Origin of the sequence: Streptomyces sp. NPDC048659, from assembly GCF_040650575.1 — a bacterium.
Lineage (GTDB): Bacteria > Actinomycetota > Actinomycetes > Streptomycetales > Streptomycetaceae > Streptomyces.
Genome location: NZ_JBEZHM010000029.1, coordinates 45,755 through 58,800 on the forward strand (window position 1 = coordinate 45,755; position 13,046 = coordinate 58,800).

Annotated in this window: 15 protein-coding genes; 8 read left to right on the plus strand and 7 right to left on the minus strand. The window is 74.5% G+C overall.

Annotated features, from left to right (window positions below):
* Positions 1-61: 61 nt before the first annotated feature.
* Positions 62-421 carry an ATP-binding protein gene (locus AB0C99_RS22245; protein ID WP_362477717.1) on the minus strand — a complete coding sequence of 120 codons (360 nt, stop codon included), beginning with the start codon at positions 419-421 and terminating at the stop codon, positions 62-64.
* 178 nt (positions 422-599) lie between these two features.
* Positions 600-965, minus strand: coding sequence for an STAS domain-containing protein (locus AB0C99_RS22250; RefSeq protein ID WP_362477572.1), 366 nt, complete (start codon positions 963-965; stop codon positions 600-602).
* Positions 966-1,138: 173 nt separating this feature from the next.
* Here AB0C99_RS22250 and AB0C99_RS22255 point away from each other — a divergent pair, with 173 nt between their 5' ends.
* Together AB0C99_RS22255 and AB0C99_RS22260 are read left to right on the plus strand one after the other, a co-directional pair.
* Positions 1,139-1,984 (plus strand): RNA polymerase sigma factor SigF, encoded by an 846-nt coding sequence (locus AB0C99_RS22255; protein WP_362477575.1) that lies wholly within the window; start codon positions 1,139-1,141, stop codon positions 1,982-1,984.
* Between the two features lie 65 nt (positions 1,985-2,049).
* Positions 2,050-2,403 carry a hypothetical protein gene (locus AB0C99_RS22260; protein ID WP_362477578.1) on the plus strand — a complete coding sequence of 118 codons (354 nt, stop codon included), beginning with the start codon at positions 2,050-2,052 and terminating at the stop codon, positions 2,401-2,403.
* A gap of 7 nt (positions 2,404-2,410) precedes the next feature.
* On the opposite strand, the gene hutI is transcribed toward AB0C99_RS22260, so the two are convergent.
* The 4 genes from hutI to hutU form a co-directional block, all read right to left on the minus strand.
* Positions 2,411-3,583 carry an imidazolonepropionase gene (gene hutI / locus AB0C99_RS22265; protein ID WP_362477580.1) on the minus strand — a complete coding sequence of 391 codons (1,173 nt, stop codon included), beginning with the start codon at positions 3,581-3,583 and terminating at the stop codon, positions 2,411-2,413.
* A 96-nt stretch (positions 3,584-3,679) separates the two neighbouring features.
* Positions 3,680-5,014, minus strand: coding sequence for a formimidoylglutamate deiminase (locus tag AB0C99_RS22270; protein ID WP_362477583.1), 1,335 nt, complete (start codon positions 5,012-5,014; stop codon positions 3,680-3,682).
* Positions 5,005-6,204, minus strand: a complete 1,200-nt coding sequence (locus AB0C99_RS22275; RefSeq protein WP_362477720.1) for an allantoate amidohydrolase — start codon at positions 6,202-6,204, stop codon at positions 5,005-5,007. The genes AB0C99_RS22270 and AB0C99_RS22275 overlap by 10 nt, the downstream gene beginning before the upstream one ends.
* A gap of 17 nt (positions 6,205-6,221) precedes the next feature.
* On the minus strand, positions 6,222-7,934 hold the full coding sequence (hutU, locus tag AB0C99_RS22280) for a urocanate hydratase (protein WP_362477585.1): 1,713 nt from the start codon (positions 7,932-7,934) through the stop codon (positions 6,222-6,224).
* Between the two features lie 103 nt (positions 7,935-8,037).
* Here hutU and AB0C99_RS22285 point away from each other — a divergent pair, with 103 nt between their 5' ends.
* From AB0C99_RS22285 to AB0C99_RS22310, 6 genes are all read left to right on the plus strand, one after another.
* Positions 8,038-9,384 (plus strand): diaminopimelate decarboxylase, encoded by a 1,347-nt coding sequence (locus AB0C99_RS22285; protein WP_362477588.1) that lies wholly within the window; start codon positions 8,038-8,040, stop codon positions 9,382-9,384.
* The gene (locus tag AB0C99_RS22290) at positions 9,381-9,860 is read left to right on the plus strand and encodes an SRPBCC family protein (protein ID WP_362477590.1); all 480 of its coding nucleotides are present in this window, start codon (positions 9,381-9,383) and stop codon (positions 9,858-9,860) included. The genes AB0C99_RS22285 and AB0C99_RS22290 overlap by 4 nt, the downstream gene beginning before the upstream one ends.
* 150 nt (positions 9,861-10,010) lie before the next feature.
* On the plus strand, positions 10,011-10,433 hold the full coding sequence (locus AB0C99_RS22295) for a hypothetical protein (RefSeq protein WP_362477593.1): 423 nt from the start codon (positions 10,011-10,013) through the stop codon (positions 10,431-10,433).
* Complete coding sequence (locus tag AB0C99_RS22300) at positions 10,430-11,188, plus strand: transcriptional regulator (RefSeq protein WP_362477596.1); 759 nt, start codon at positions 10,430-10,432, stop codon at positions 11,186-11,188. Before AB0C99_RS22295 ends, AB0C99_RS22300 begins: the two co-directional genes overlap by 4 nt.
* Positions 11,189-11,229: 41 nt before the next feature.
* Positions 11,230-11,622, plus strand: coding sequence for a roadblock/LC7 domain-containing protein (locus tag AB0C99_RS22305; RefSeq protein WP_362477598.1), 393 nt, complete (start codon positions 11,230-11,232; stop codon positions 11,620-11,622).
* A 90-nt stretch (positions 11,623-11,712) separates the two neighbouring features.
* Positions 11,713-12,084: a hypothetical protein gene (locus AB0C99_RS22310; protein ID WP_362477601.1), complete on the plus strand. Its 372-nt coding sequence runs from the start codon at positions 11,713-11,715 to the stop codon at positions 12,082-12,084.
* A 25-nt stretch (positions 12,085-12,109) separates the two neighbouring features.
* Here the strand turns inward: AB0C99_RS22310 and AB0C99_RS22315 are convergent, their stop codons facing one another.
* The gene (locus AB0C99_RS22315; RefSeq protein WP_362477604.1) at positions 12,110-12,958 is read right to left on the minus strand and encodes a MurR/RpiR family transcriptional regulator; all 849 of its coding nucleotides are present in this window, start codon (positions 12,956-12,958) and stop codon (positions 12,110-12,112) included.
* Positions 12,959-13,046: the final 88 nt, after the last annotated feature.

The window sequence follows — 13,046 nt, forward strand, 5'->3', positions numbered from 1 at the left end:
AGATTGGCCGTCAAGGTACGCCGGGGGTCTTGCGGAGGGAAGAGAGAGGGAAGTGAAAGTCCTATGCGGGCGCGGCCAGTTCGGCCCAGACCGTCTTTCCGGGGGCGCCCGGGATCCGTTCGACGCCCCAGTCGCGGCAGAGCCGCTGCACGATGAACATGCCGTGCCCGCCGGGGCGTCCTGCGCGGTGCGGGGTGCGCGGGGCGGGGCGGCCGGCGCCGCGGTCGACGACTTCGAGGCGGAGCACCTCGGCGAGGCGCAGCACGCGCAGGCTCTCGGGGCCCTCGGCGTGCAGACAGGCGTTGGTGACGAGCTCGGAGACCACGAGCAGGACGTCCTCGGCGGCGGCGCGCCGGTCGGCGGTGGCCGCGGGCAGCCAGCCCCAGTCGTGGAGCGCCTGCCGGGTGAAGTCCCGGGCCATCGGGACGGTGCCGCTGGCCGCGCCGAGGGCGAGGGTACGGACCTCGGGGTCGCCGGAGGCGGTCTCCTTCAACGCTTCACCTCACCGAGTTCAGCCGATGGACGAGGGACGGGACGAGCGGGCGGTGCGGGTGGGGCGGCGGGCCGGGCCGTGGCCGCGACCGGGGGCCGGTCGGGGGTCAGTCGGGCAGGGCCGTCGCCAGCGACTCGTGGACGGTGAAGACCGCGTCGGCGCCGGTGATCTCGAACACCCGGGCCACCGTCGGGAGCATCCCGGCGAGATGGACCCCGCCGCCCGCGGCGTCGGCCCGCAGCCGGGCGCCGAGCAGCACGTTCAGCCCGGTGGAGTCGCAGAAGTCGAGGCGTGAGCAGTCGACGACGAGCCGGGTGCGGCCCTCGTCGAGCGCGCGGTCGAGTGGCGCGCGCAACAGTTCGGCGGTGTGGTGATCGAGCTCACCCACCGGGGTGAGCACCTCGCTCGCCCCCACGGTGCGGACCTCGACCCGGAACCGCCCGGGTGCGCTGCCGATGTGCTGGCGGTACATGCGTCGAACCATACAAGCGCGGCCCCCCGAACCGCACATGAGCTCCACCGCAAACACTCCCAAAGCAGACAATTGCCACTTGCAACCATCGGTGTCGAACCGGTAGGGCTAGAAGGACACATTCCGCATTGGCCGGCTTGGAGGCGCCGCACACCGCAGCGAGAGACACAACGATGGAGGAGACCATGTCACCCCGGCTCGACGTCACGGAGCTCCCGGACCTCCCGCGGATCCCGCATCCGGACGAGATCGCGCCGCAGGACGCGCGCGCCCTCTCCAAGACCCTCTTCGCCCGCCTCGGCGAGCTGGAGGAGGGCACCCACGAGTACGCGTACGTCCGCAACACCCTGATCGAACTCAACCTGGCGCTGGTCAAGTTCGCCGCCTCACGGTTCCGCACCCGCAGCGAGCCGATGGAGGACATCGTCCAGGTCGGCACGATCGGCCTCATCAAGGCGATCGACCGCTTCGACCTGGCCCGCGGCGTGGAGTTCCCCACCTTCGCGATGCCGACGATCATCGGCGAGATCAAGCGCTTCTTCCGCGACACCTCCTGGTCCGTGCACGTCCCCCGGCGGCTCCAGGAACTGCGCATCGCGCTGGCCAAGGCGGGCGACGAGCTCGCCCAGCGGCTCGACCGCTCGCCCACCGTCGACGAGCTCGCCCGCGAACTGGGCATCGGCGCCGACGAGGTGATCGAGGGCATGGCCGCCGCCAACGCGTACACCGCGAGCTCCCTGGACGCCCCGCCCGACGACTCCGCGTCCGAGGCGGCGCCGCTGGCGGACCGGCTCGGCTACGAGGACCACGGTCTGGAGGGCATCGAGTACATCGAGTCGCTCAAGCCGATGATCGCCTCACTGCCGGCCCGCGACCGCCGCATCCTCTCGCTCCGCTTCACCGCGGGCCTCACCCAGTCGGAGATCGGCGAGGAGCTGGGCATCTCCCAGATGCACGTCTCCCGGCTGCTCTCCCGCACCCTGGCCCGGCTCCGCAGGGGCCTGACGGCGGAGGACTGAACTCCGGCCCGGCGGCACGGAAACGGGCTGGACCGGACCCGGTCGGCGCTGCGACAGTCGGTCCCATGTCGCGCACCGCCCACCACGTGCCGCCCCGGCACGCGCCCGTCGCCGGGGACCGCCCCGGCCGCCCCTGGCACGCCCTGGTGCTGTACGACCTGCGCCACGGCGGCGGGTCCGCGCCGAGGGCGGTCCGGCGGTCCGTGGCGGTGTACGCCTTCGCCCGCCACAACCGCGACCGCGCCCTCGGCCGCGAGGCCACCGTGGCGGAGCGCCGCGCCCGGCAGCGGCTGCGGGCGCGGCTCGGGACCGTCGTACGGCTCGTCGACTCGCCCGCCGGGCGGCTCTCCCCGGAGGCGGCGGACGCGGTGGACGTGCCCCCGGCCCGCCACCGCCGCGGGGTGCTCTGGCTGGCGTGACCGCCCGTCAGGCCACCCGGGCGCCCGCCCGCCAGACCTCCGACACCAGCGGGACACCGGGCCGGTAGGCCAGGTGGACGTGGGACGGGGCGTCCAGGAGGACCAGGTCCGCGCGGGCACCGGGGGACAGGCGGCCCACGTCGGTGCGGCGCAGGGCCGCCGCGCCGCCCGCCGTGGCGGACCACAGGGCCTCGTCCGGGGTCATCCGCATGTCGCGGACGGCCAGCGCGACGCAGAACGGCACCGAGGACGTGAACGACGAGCCCGGGTTGCAGTCCGTGGAGAGGGCCACCGTCACGCCGGCGTCCAGCAGGCGGCGGGCGTCCGGCCACGCGGCGCGGGTGGAGAACTCCGCGCCCGGCAGCAGGGTCGCCACCGTGTTCCCCGAGGCGAGCGCGTCCACGTCCGCGTCGGTCAGGTGGGTGCAGTGGTCCGCGCTCGCCGCGTCCAGCTCGACCGCGAGCTGGACGCCGGGCCCGTACGAGAGCTGGTTGGCGTGCACGCGCGGCAGCAGGCCCTTCGCCTTGCCCGCCGTCAGGATCGCCCGCGCCTGGTCGCCGTCGAAGGCACCCTTCTCGCAGAAGACGTCGACCCAACGGGCGTACGGGGCGCAGGCGTCCAGCATGCCGCCCGTCACCAGCTCCACGTACGCCGCCGGGTCGTCCGCGTAGTCCGGGGAGACGATGTGGGCGCCCAGGTAGGTGACCTCGTCCGTGTGCTCGGCGGCGATGCGCAGGGCGCGGGCCTCGTCCTCGACGGTCAGGCCGTAGCCGGACTTGGTCTCGAACGTGGTCGTGCCCTGGCGCAGGGCCTCCCGCATGAACCGGGCGACGTTCGCCGACAGTTCCGCGTCGGTGGCCGCGCGGGTCGCCGCGACCGTCGTGCGGATGCCGCCCGCCTTGTACGGCTGCCCGGACATGCGGGCGTTGAACTCGGCGGTGCGGTCGCCCGCGAAGACGAGGTGCGAGTGGGAGTCGACGAAGCCGGGGATGACGGCCCGGCCCCCGGCGTCGACCCGCTGGTCGGCCGCCGGGGCCTTCGCGGCGGGGCCGGTCCACACGACCCGGTCGCCGTCCAGGACGAGGGCGGCGTCCGTCAGCAGACCTAGGGATGAACCGTCGCCCTGGGCCGGGTCGTTGGTGACCAGGGTGGCGATGTCGGTGATGAGCGTGGTGGCCATGGGGCGCTCCGGGAGGGTGTGAGGGTGCGGGCCGGTGGGGGGTTGTGCCCACCCGTTCCGCCCCGGCGGAACGCATGCCCACAACCCCCGGGGCGGTCAGTCTCTGAGGGTCCTGATCGCTTCCGCCAAGGCGCGGCCCGCGTCCGGGAGGGTCTTGTGGATGCCGTCCCGGACGATCGGGCGGCCGGCCACCACCACGTGGTGGACGTCCGCCGCCGTCGCCGCGAAGACCGCCGTCTCGGCGCCCAGGCGGGCGGCCGGGCCCGCGGTGCGGACCGAGTCCAGGGCGAGGGTGGTGAAGTCGGCCAGGGCGCCCGGCTCCAGGGTGCCCGCGTCCGCCCAGCCGAGGGCCGCGTGGCCGTCGGCCGTCGCGGCGCGCAGCAGGGCGGCGGCCGTCCAGTGGCCGCGGGTGCGGGTGCGCAGGCGCTCGTTCAGCTCCATGGCCCGCGCCTCCTCCAGGAGGTCGATGACCGCGTGGCTGTCGCTGCCCAGGGAGAGCGGGGAGCCCGCCCGCTGGAGGGCGACGGCCGGCCCGATGCCGTCCGCGAGGTCGCGTTCGGTCGTCGGGCACATGCAGGTGCCGGTGCCGGAGGAGCCGATCAGGGCGATGTCGGCGTCGGTCATATGGGTGTTGTGGACACCCGTGGTGCGCGTGCCCAGCACGCCGTGCTCGGCGAGCAGCTGGGTGGGCGTCATGCCGTGGGCGGCCTGGCAGGCGTCGTTCTCCGCGGTCTGCTCGGAGAGGTGGACGTGCAGGGGCGCCGAGCGGTCCTGGGCCCAGCGGGCGACGGTGGCGAGCTGCCCGGCCGGGACCGCGCGCACGGAGTGGATCGCGGCCCCGATCCGTACGCCCGCGCGCTCCTTGAGCGCCGAGACCCGCTCGGCCCAGGTGTCCGCCGTGCCGTCGGTGAAGCGGAGCTGGTGCGGCTCGGGGGCCGCGCCGAAGCCGGAGGAGAGGTAGGCGGTGTCGAGCAGGGTGATGCGGATGCCCGCCTCGCCCGCCGCCGCGATGAGGGCCTCGCCCATGGCGTTGGGGTCGGCGTACGGGCTCCCGCCGGGCGCGTGGTGCAGATAGTGGAACTCTCCGACCGAGGTGATCCCGGCCAGCGCCATCTCCGCGTACACCGCGCGGGCCAGCGCGAAGTAGCTGTCGGGGGTGAGCCGTTGGGCGATGGTGTACATCACCTCGCGCCAGGTCCAGAAGGTGCCGGAGCCCACCTGGACGGTGCCGCGCAGGGCGCGGTGGAAGGCGTGCGAGTGGGCGTTGGCCAGGCCGGGGAGGGTCAGGCCGCGCAGCACGACGGCGCCGGGCGGCGGGGTGTCGGCCCCGGTGCGCACGGCCGTGATCCGGCCGTCCGCGACGTCCAGCGCCACGCCCGGCTCGACGTTCGTGCCGAGCCAGGCGTGTTCCAGCCAGTAGGTCACCTGCACGCCAGGTCCTCCAGTACGTCGGCGAGTGCCCGGACGCCGGCCACGCAGTCGTCCTCGGCCGCCGATTCGGCCGGGGAGTGCGAGACGCCCGTGGGGTTGCGCACGAACAGCATGGCGGTCGGGACGGACGCGGAGAGGATTCCGGCGTCGTGTCCCGCGCCGGTGCCGAGGACCGGGACCTTGCCCAGGCTCCCGGCGAGGATCCGGGCCAGCTCGTCGCGGAGCGCGTCCTGGAAGTCGATGACCGGGGTGTACGACTCGCGGGTGAGGGCCAGGTCGACGCCGTGCCGCTCGGCGTGCTCCAGGGCGGCGGTGTGGATGCCGCCGAGGGTGGCGCTGAGCGTGGCCTCGTCGGCGGCGCGCAGGTCGAGCCAGCCGCGGACCAGCGACGGGATCGCGTTGACGCCGTTCGGCTCGACGGCGATCTTGCCGAAGGTGGCGACGGCGCCTTCGAGTTCGGCCGCGCGGCGGGCGGCGAGGACGGTCTCGGCGTACGGCAGCATCGGGTCGCGCCGGTCGACGAGCCGGGTGGTGCCCGCGTGGTTGGCCTCGCCGTGGAAGTCCAGCCGCCAGCGGCCGTGCGGCCAGATCGCGGAGGCGATGCCGACGGGGTCGCCGGACAGGTCGAGGGCGCGGCCCTGCTCGACGTGGAGCTCGACGAAGGCGCCGACGCGGGCGAGCCGCTCTGGGTCGGCGCCGATGGACTCGGGGTCGTGTCCGGCGGCCTCCATGGCCTCGGGGAGGCTGATCCCGTCGGCGTCGCGCAGCTCGAACGCCTTCTCCTTGGTCAGCTGCCCGGCGGCGAGCCGGGAGCCGACGCAGGCGAGCCCGAAGCGGGCGCCCTCCTCGTCGCCGAAGTTGACGATGGCGAGGGGCCGCCGGAACGAGACGCCCCGGGCGCGCAGTTCGTCGAGGGCGGCGAAGGCGGAGACGACGCCGAGGGGGCCGTCGAAGGCGCCGCCGTCGGGCACGGAGTCCAGGTGGGAGCCGGTGACGACGGCGTCACCTGCGGCGGGGTCGCCGAGCCAGGCCCACTGGTTGCCGTTGCGGTCGGTCTCGACGTCGAGGCGGCGGGCCTCCGCCTGCATCCGGAACCAGAGCCGGCAGTCGGCGTCGGCGCCGGTCCAGGCGTAGCGGCGGTAGCCGCCCGAGGCGTCGCTGCGGCCGATGGGCCGCAGCGAACGCCACATGGCGTGGAAGCTCTCGCTCACGCGGAGGCCCCGGTGCCGGTGCCCTCGGCGCCCTCAGCGCTTGCGGCGCCCTCGGCGCCTTCGCGCATCGGGACGCGTACGCCCTTCTCGTCGGCGACGCGCTCCGCGATGTCGTAGCCGGCGTCGACGTGCCGGATGACGCCCATGCCGGGGTCGTTGGTGAGCACGCGGCGGATCTTCTCGCCGGCCAGCTTGGTGCCGTCGGCGACGGAGACCTGTCCGGCGTGGATGGAGCGGCCCATGCCGACGCCGCCGCCGTGGTGGAGGGAGACCCAGGAGGCGCCGGAGGCGACGTTGACCATGGCGTTGAGCAGCGGCCAGTCCGCGATGGCGTCGGAGCCGTCGAGCATGGCCTCGGTCTCGCGGTACGGGGAGGCCACCGAGCCGCAGTCCAGGTGGTCGCGGCCGATGGCGAGGGGCGCGGCGAGGGTGCCGTTGCCGACCATGTCGTTGAACATGTCGCCGGCCTTGTCGCGCTCGCCCTGGCCGAGCCAGCAGATGCGGGCGGGCAGGCCCTGGAAGTGGACGCGCTCGCCGGCCATCTTGATCCAGCGGTGCAGCGACTCGTTCTCCGGGAAGAGGTCGAGGATCGCCTTGTCCGTCTTGTGGATGTCGGACGCCTCGCCGGACAGCGCGGCCCAGCGGAACGGGCCCTTGCCCTCGCAGAACAGCGGCCGGATGTAGGCGGGGACGAAGCCGGGGAAGGCGAAGGCGCGGTCGTAGCCGGCCAGCTGGGCCTCGCCGCGGATGGAGTTGCCGTAGTCGAAGACCTCGGCGCCCGCGTCCATGAAGCCGACCATGGCCTCGACGTGGCGGGCCATCGACTCGCGGGCGCGGGTGGTGAAGCCGGCCGGGTCCTTGGCGGCCGCGTCGGCCATGTCCTCGAAGGCGATGCCGACGGGGAGGTAGGCGAGCGGGTCGTGGGCGGAGGTCTGGTCCGTCACGATGTCGATCGGGGCGCCCTCGGCCAGCATCTGCGGGACGAGCTCGGCGGCGTTGCCGAGCAGGCCGATGGAGAGCGGGCGGCGGGCGTCGCGGGCCTCGACGGCGAGCTGGAGGGCGTGCGCGAGGCTGTCGGCCCTGACGTCGAGGTAGCGGTGCTCGATGCGGCGCTCGATGGCGCGCGGGTCGACGTCGACACAGATCGCGACGCCGTCGTTCATCGTCACGGCGAGGGGCTGGGCGCCGCCCATGCCGCCGAGGCCGGCGGTGAGGGTGATGGTGCCGGCCAGGGTGCCGCCGAACTTCTTGGCGGCGACGGCGGCGAAGGTCTCGTAGGTGCCCTGGAGGATGCCCTGGGTGCCGATGTAGATCCAGGACCCGGCGGTCATCTGGCCGTACATGGTGAGGCCGAGGGCCTCCAGGCGGCGGAACTCCTCCCAGTTGGCCCAGTCGCCGACCAGGTTGGAGTTGGCGATGAGAACGCGCGGGGCCCACTCGTGGGTCTGCATGACGCCGACCGGGCGGCCGGACTGGACCAGCATGGTCTCGTCCTGCTTCAGCGTGCGCAGGGTGCGGACCATGGCGTCGAAGGAGCGCCAGTCGCGGGCGGCCTTGCCGGTGCCGCCGTAGACGACGAGCTTGTCGGGGTGCTCGGCGACCTCGGGGTCGAGGTTGTTCTGGAGCATCCGGAGGGCGGCCTCCTGCTGCCATCCCAGGGCGCTCAGTTCCGTACCGCGCGGGGCCCGTACGGGGCGGGGTCCTGACATGGCGGTGCCTCCTCGCATGTGATTCAGATATTCACATCCTGACCGGCTGAATAGAAGTAGTCAACAGCTGCGCGCCCACCCCGCCCGGTGGTGGGATGGGGGGATGGCTTCCTCACGTCGCGACCAGGCCGTCCGCGCCGCCGTCGAGCAAGGACTCCTCACCCCCTCCGAACCCGTCGCCGCGCTCCTCGACACCGAGGGCATCCGCGCCTCCGCCGCCGCCCTGACCAGCGCCTTCGCCGCCGTCACCGACGCCCCCGTGCTGCACGCCTTCGCCGTCAAGGCCGCCCCGCTCGTGCCCGTGCTGCGCCTGCTGTACGAGGCGGGGCTCGGCGTCGAGGTGGCGAGCCCCGGCGAGCTGGCGCTGGCCCGCGCGGCGGGCGTGCCCCCGGCCCGTACCGTCCTGGACTCCCCCGCCAAGACCCCCGCCGAACTGCGCCAGGCCCTCGCGCTGGGCATCGCCGTCAACGCGGACAGCCTCCAGGAGCTGGCCCGGCTCGACGCCCTGGTCGCCTCCGCCCCCACCGCCTCGCCGCTCGGCCTGCGGGTCAACCCGCAGCTCGGGGCCGGCTCCATCGGCGCCCTGTCCACCGCGACCGCCACCTCCAAGTTCGGCGTGGCGCTGCGCGACGAGGGCGCCCGCGAGGCCGTCGTCCGGGCCTTCCTCGACCGCCCCTGGCTCACCCGGCTGCACACCCACACCGGCTCCCAGGGCATCCCGCTCGCCCTGATGGCCGAAGGGGTCGGCGCCGCCTACGCGCTCGCCGAGGAGATCAACACCAAGGCCGGACGGCAGCAGATCGACACGGTCGACATCGGCGGCGGGCTCCCGGTGAACTTCGCCTCCGACGAGGAGACCCCCACCTTCGCCGAGTACGCCGCCCTGCTCGCCGCCACCGTCCCCGGACTGCTCGACGGGCGCTACGCCCTGGTCACCGAGTTCGGCCGGGCCCTGCTCGCCAAGCACGGCACGGTGCTGGCCCGGGTCGAGTACACCAAGGTCTCCGGCGGGCGCCCCATCGCCGTCACCCACGCGGGTGTCCAGGTCGCCACCCGCACCGTGTACGCGCCGGAGTCCTGGCCGCTGCGGATCCTCGCCTACGACTCCGGGGGCCGCCCCCGGACCGGCGAGGAGACCGTCCAGGACGTGGCCGGGCCCGCCTGCTTCGCCGGGGACCTGCTGGCCACCGGCCGGAGCCTGCCGCCGCTGCGCCCCGGCGACGTGGTGGCCGTGCCGGACACCGGCGCGTACTACTTCGCCCACCACTACGCGTACAACAGCCTGCCCCGGCCGGCGGTCCACGGGTTCACCCCGACGGCCGACGGCTCCGTCGCCTTCCGCACCGTCCGCCGGGCCCAGACCCTCGACGAGATCGTGGCCGAGGCGGGCGGCGACCGGCCGGGCGCGCTCCTGCGGGACGGGGCGTCCGGTGGTCCCATGAGGCCATGACAGGAACCACCTCCGTGGTCGTCGAGCGCCGGGTCGCCGCCTCCCCCGGGCGGGTCTGGGAGTCGATCACCGACCTGCCGGACCTGCCCCGGGTGCTCAGCGGCGTGGAGAAGGTCGAGGTGCTCACCCCGGGCGGCTTCGGCGTGGGCACCCGCTGGCGCGAGACCCGGCGCATGATGGGGAGGTCGGCCACGGAGGAGATGACCGTGACCGCCTGCGAACCGCCCGAGCGCTACGTCACCGTGGCCGACTCGCACGGCATGCACTACGTCAACGAGCTCACCCTGCTCCCCGAGGGCCCGGCGGTCTCCGCCGGGGCGACCACCCTGCGGATGACCTTCAGCGCCCGCCCCGCGCACGACCGCACCCCGGGACTGGCCACCCGGCTGCTCAGCCGCCTCGGCGCCCGGGCCGTCGCGCGGGCGCTCGCCAAGGACCTGGCGGAGCTCGCGGCGGCGGTCGAGAGCCGGGGCTAGGGTCTGTCCCGGGCGGTCGCCCCCTCTCCCTTACCACCGGTCTGACAAATTCCATTGGAAAATGCCAGAACCCCTCCCCCGGGCCGCGACGTTCAGTAGCGTCACCGTCACTGCCGTACGTCCGCACGCCGCATCGGGAGGGGATCTCGCGTGCCCGGAATCGACGAGTGCCTACTGGAGGCCATGGGCCTGCCGGGGGCACGCGGCGCCTGGCTGGTCGACTGGACCAGCGGGCTGGCCCTCGGCTCGGCGGGCGAGTCCCCGGTCGGCGACCACGAGACCACGGCGGCCGAAACCGCCGAACTGGCCCGCGCGGCGGCCGAGTTCGAATCCCCACCCGGGGGGCCGGACGGACCCGGCGGACCCGGCGGATCCGGGAGCTCCATACCCGACGGTCCCCCCGTCGAGGACCTGATCCTCACCACCCGCACCGGCTACCACCTGCTCCGCTTCGTCGAGACCGCCTTCGACAGCAGCGTCTTCCTCCACCTCTGGCTCGACCGCGACGCCGGGAACCTCGCCCTCGCCCGCCTCCGGCTCGGCGACCTCGCGGAGAGGCTGGTCCTCGGATGACCGTCTCCCCGATGCTCACCCGCCTCGCCGCCGAGCGCGCCACCGGCGCCCTGCTCCGCGACCACGGCACCCTCTACCTCGTCGACGGCCGCGTCGTGCACGCCGAGAGCCCCTCCGCGCCCGGCCTCGACGTCCTGCTCACGGCGGGCGGCCGACTGCCCCGCGAGGGCTGGGACGAGGCCGTGGACCGGGCCGGGGCGCACCGCGCGGTCGGCCGCTTCCTCGTCGACAGCGGCCGGCTGCACGACGGGGAGCTGGAGATCTGCCACCTCGGGGCCGTCTTCGACGCCGCCTTCTTCGCCCTCGCCCCCACCAGCGCGCCGAGCCGCTTCCGGTACGGGGTGGGGCACTGGTTCGGCGCGGTGCGGCCGGTCGACGCCGAGGCCGTCGAGCGCGAGACCGTGCGCCGCCGCGAGCTCCTCGACAGCGTCTGGCCCTACCCCGCCGTCGACACCGCCCCCGTGGTGCCCCGCCCCGCCGCCCCCGGCCAGCCGGTCGGCGCCCGGCAGCGCGCGCTGCTGGCGGCGGCCGACGGGACGCGGACCCCGGCGGAGATCGCCCGGGTGCTCGGCCGGCCCGCCTTCCACACCCTGCTCGACGTGCGCCGGCTCGCGGCGGCCGGCCTGGTCGAGACCCCGAGCGAACCGCCGCCGACCGCCGCGCCCGCCGTCCCCGCCTGGGTCGGCGAGGTCGCCACCGACCCGGACATCGCCCTGCTCCGCCGGCTCCGCGACGCCCTGGAGGCAGCACTGTGATGAGGCGTGCCCTGCGCATGCGCGCCGAGAGGAGACAGCTGATGACCGCAGAAGCCGAGGTGCTCGGCGAGCTGAGACGGCTGCGGGCCCGCCTGCCGCAGCTCACCGGGGCGCTCGCGGCCAGCGCCGACGGCCTGGTGCTCGCCCAGGACACCGTCGACGGCGAGGCGGAGAGCGTGGCGGCGCTGACGGCCGCGGCCCTCGGCGTCGGGCAGCGGCTCACCGACACCACCGGGCAGGGCGGCTTCCGCGAGCTCCTGGTGCGCGGCGAGCACGGCTATGTGGCGACGTACGCGGCGGGGAGCTCGGCCGTCCTGACCCTGCTCGCCGAGCCGCGGATCAACGTGGGCCGCCTCCACCTGGAGGCCCGCCGCTCCAGCGCCCGGATAGGCGAGCTGGTGGACGGCGCGCTGGAACGCAGAGACCTGACCTGAGCCCCGAACCGGGACCCGAACCGACCTGACCCGAGAACCGAGACGACCGCACACGCACACCCCTCTCTCACGTAAGGAAGTACGACAGCCATGGCGAACACCGAGACCTCCCTCAAGGAAGCCGCGCAGATCGAAGGCGCGATCGGCGCCGCCCTCGTCGACTACACGAGCGGCATGGCGCTCGGCACCATCGGCGGCGGCAAGGAGCTCGACCTGAACATGGCCGCGGCGGGCAACACCGACGTGGTCCGCGCGAAGGTCCGCACGATGGAGATGCTGGGCCTCAAGGACGGCATCGAGGACATCCTGATCACCCTCGGCGGCCAGTACCACCTGATCCGGCTGCTCAACTCGCGGGACGCCAACGGCCTGTTCCTCTACCTCGCCCTCGACAAGACCCGCGCCAACCTGGCGATGGCCCGCCGCCAGCTCCAGCAGATCGGGGACAAGATCCAGGTCTGAGCCCCCGGGCCCCGGCCCCCGGGGTCTACTCGACGAACAGCCCGCGCGCGGCCGCCTTGGTGTCGAACTCCTCCAGGCGGGCCTGCGCGTCCGGCAGCCCGTCCGCCATCGCCTCCAGCAGCACCCGGCCGAGCAGCATCGGCGCGCAGGCGGTGTCGAAGGCGAGCCCGGTGCCGACGGCGGCCGGGATGAGCAGGTCGCTGTGGGCGGCGACGGGCGCGAACGCGGACTCGGCGACGGTCACCACGGTGAGCCCCGCCGAGCGCGCGTACTCCAGCGCCTCGACGACCTCGCGCGGATGCCGGGGCAGCGCGAAGCAGAGCAGCGCCGTGGCCCCGGCGCGTACGGCCGCGTCGACGCGGTCGGTGAGCATGGAGCCGCCCTCGTCGAGCAGCCGGACGTCCGGGTGCACCTTGGCGGCGAAGTACGCGAAGCCGCGCGCCTGCGAGGAGGCGGCCCGCAGCCCGAGCACGAGCAGCGGCCGGGAGCCGGCGAGCAGCCCGCCCGCCCGCTCGACCGGCGCCGGGTCGGCGAGCAGCTCGGCGAGGTGGCGCAGGTTCTCGATCTCGGCGAGGACGGCCTGCTGGTACTCGTTGTGCCCGGTCTCCGCCCGCTCCGCCTCCCGCTCGGCCGCCGCGGGCCCGTTCTCGCGCAGGTGGCGGCGGAGCGCCGGGTAGCCGTCGAAGCCGAGGGCGACGGCGAAGCGGGTGACGGAGGGCTGGCTGACCCCGGCCAGCTCGGCCAGCTCCACGCTGGAGAGGAAGGGCACGTCGGCGGCGCGCCGGACCATGCAGTGCGCGATCCGCCGCTGGGTCGGCGTCAGCCGCTGCCCCTCGAAGAGCGCCTGCAGCCGTCCGGCCGGGCTGTCGCTCATGCCGTCCCCCTTCCGTCTATTCAGTCACCTGGAACTCTGCATGAGGATATGCAGGCAGGCAAGACGGATCCCGGGGGCCCGAGCGGGG

Coding starts and splice junctions, on each gene's coding strand:
- AB0C99_RS22245 (WP_362477717.1), bottom strand. CDS start 421: ATGGCCCGGGACTTCACCCGGCAGGCGCTCCACGACTGGGGCTGGCTG.
- AB0C99_RS22315 (WP_362477604.1), bottom strand. CDS start 12,958: ATGAGCGACAGCCCGGCCGGACGGCTGCAGGCGCTCTTCGAGGGGCAG.
- AB0C99_RS22300 (WP_362477596.1), top strand. CDS start 10,430: ATGACCGTCTCCCCGATGCTCACCCGCCTCGCCGCCGAGCGCGCCACC.
- AB0C99_RS22275 (WP_362477720.1), bottom strand. CDS start 6,204: ATGTGGCGTTCGCTGCGGCCCATCGGCCGCAGCGACGCCTCGGGCGGC.
- AB0C99_RS22255 (WP_362477575.1), top strand. CDS start 1,139: ATGGAGGAGACCATGTCACCCCGGCTCGACGTCACGGAGCTCCCGGAC.
- AB0C99_RS22260 (WP_362477578.1), top strand. CDS start 2,050: ATGTCGCGCACCGCCCACCACGTGCCGCCCCGGCACGCGCCCGTCGCC.
- AB0C99_RS22285 (WP_362477588.1), top strand. CDS start 8,038: ATGGCTTCCTCACGTCGCGACCAGGCCGTCCGCGCCGCCGTCGAGCAA.
- AB0C99_RS22305 (WP_362477598.1), top strand. CDS start 11,230: ATGACCGCAGAAGCCGAGGTGCTCGGCGAGCTGAGACGGCTGCGGGCC.
- hutI (WP_362477580.1), bottom strand. CDS start 3,583: ATGGCCACCACGCTCATCACCGACATCGCCACCCTGGTCACCAACGAC.
- AB0C99_RS22310 (WP_362477601.1), top strand. CDS start 11,713: ATGGCGAACACCGAGACCTCCCTCAAGGAAGCCGCGCAGATCGAAGGC.
- AB0C99_RS22250 (WP_362477572.1), bottom strand. CDS start 965: ATGTACCGCCAGCACATCGGCAGCGCACCCGGGCGGTTCCGGGTCGAG.
- AB0C99_RS22290 (WP_362477590.1), top strand. CDS start 9,381: ATGACAGGAACCACCTCCGTGGTCGTCGAGCGCCGGGTCGCCGCCTCC.
- hutU (WP_362477585.1), bottom strand. CDS start 7,934: ATGTCAGGACCCCGCCCCGTACGGGCCCCGCGCGGTACGGAACTGAGC.